This is a genomic window from Falsiroseomonas oryzae (assembly GCF_027856955.1).
Taxonomy (GTDB): Bacteria; Pseudomonadota; Alphaproteobacteria; order Acetobacterales; family Acetobacteraceae; genus Falsiroseomonas; species Falsiroseomonas oryzae.
This window is the reverse complement of sequence record NZ_JAPSMD010000759.1, coordinates 1-1,464: the sequence shown is the minus strand read 5'-3', so window position 1 is coordinate 1,464 and position 1,464 is coordinate 1. Positions and strand designations below refer to the sequence as shown.

1 protein-coding gene is annotated in these 1,464 nt (G+C 75.7%); it reads right to left on the bottom strand.

Translation table 11 applies throughout. From position 1 onward, the window contains the following. Positions 1-1,430: transglycosylase domain-containing protein (locus OZN99_RS31420; protein ID WP_270939119.1), on the bottom strand; the 1,430-nt coding region annotated here is incomplete at its 3' end. Between the last annotated feature and the right edge of the window lie 34 nt (positions 1,431-1,464).

The window sequence follows — 1,464 nt, the reverse complement described above, 5'->3', positions numbered from 1 at the left end:
TGACCGTCGGCCCGCGCGGAGGCGAGGCCGCGCGGGACGGGCAGCAGCCCGCCATTGGCGAACGCCGCATAGGCGGCGGTCAGGTCCAGCAGCGTCACCTCCCCGGTGCCTAGCGCCAGGGTGGCATCGTTCGGGAAGGGGCCGGGCAGGCCGAAGCGCCGCGCCACCGCGGCCGCCTCCCGCGCGCCGCCGCCCCGGGCCAGCACCCGCACCGCGGCGGTGTTCACCGAATGCGCCAGCGCGTCCTCCAGGCTGATCTCGCCGCGGCTGCGCCACTCGCCATTGCCGGGCGACCAGCCGCCGAGCGTCAGCGGGCCGTCGGCGACCGGGTCGGCCGGGGTCGCCCCGCGCTCCAGCGCGGCGAGGAACACGAAGGGCTTGAAGGCGGAGCCCGGCTGCCGCCGCGCCTGCACGGCGCGGTTGAACTGCGTGGCCCGGTAGTCCCGCCCGCCCGCCATGGCGCGGACATTGCCCGTCGCCGCCTCCATGACCACGACCGCTCCCTGCCCGACGCGCGCCCGCGCGCCTGGCCCAGCCAGCAGCGCCTCCAGCCGCTGCTCCACCACGGCCTGCATGCGCAGGTCGAGCGTGGTGCGCAGGACCAGGTCGGCATTGCCGGGGAAGCGGTCCGAGAGGTCGTCCATCACCCAATCCGCGAACCAGCCGGAATCGCGGGATGGGCGCGGCGGGAAGCGGATCTGCTCGGCCGCCAGCGTCGCCTGCCGGCGGGTGATGGCACCGGTCTCGGCCATCGCCTCCAGCACCTCCACCGCGCGCCCCGCCGCCGCATCGGGCGCGCTGCGGGGGTTGAGGCGGGAGGGCGCCTTGGGCAGCCCGGCCAGCACCGCCGCCTGCCACAGGCTGACCCGGGTGGCGGGGATGCCGAAGAACAGCCGGGCGGCGGCATCCACCCCATAGGCGCCGGCGCCGAGATAGACGCGGTTCAGGTAGATCTCGAGCAGCTCGTCCTTGCTGAACTTCCATTCGAGCCACATCGCGAGCACCGCCTCCTGCGCCTTGCGCCGCAGGCTGCGCTCCGGGGTCAGGAACAGGTTCTTGGCCAGCTGCTGCGTCAGGGTGGAGCCGCCCTGCACCACGCGGCCGGTGGTCCAGTTCACCCAGGCCGCGCGCGCGATGCCGATGGGATCCAGCCCGAAGTGGTCGCGGAAGCGCCGGTCCTCGATCGCGACGATGGCCGCCGGCAGGTGCGGCGGCAGGTCGCGCAGACGGACGATCTGGCCATGCACGTCGCCCGAGGTCGCGATCACCCGCCCGTCCGCCGCTTCCAGCGTCACGCCGGGGCGGCGCGTGGTGCTCAGCGCGATGTCGGTGCGCGGCAGGTCCCAGGTGAGCACCAGCAGCAGCGCGCCGAGCGCCACGCCGCCCCAGATGCCCAGCAGCAGCAGGCCGCGCAGCAGCCGCCAGCCCAGGCGCCGGCGCGGCGCGGCCGCGCTCCGTCCGGGC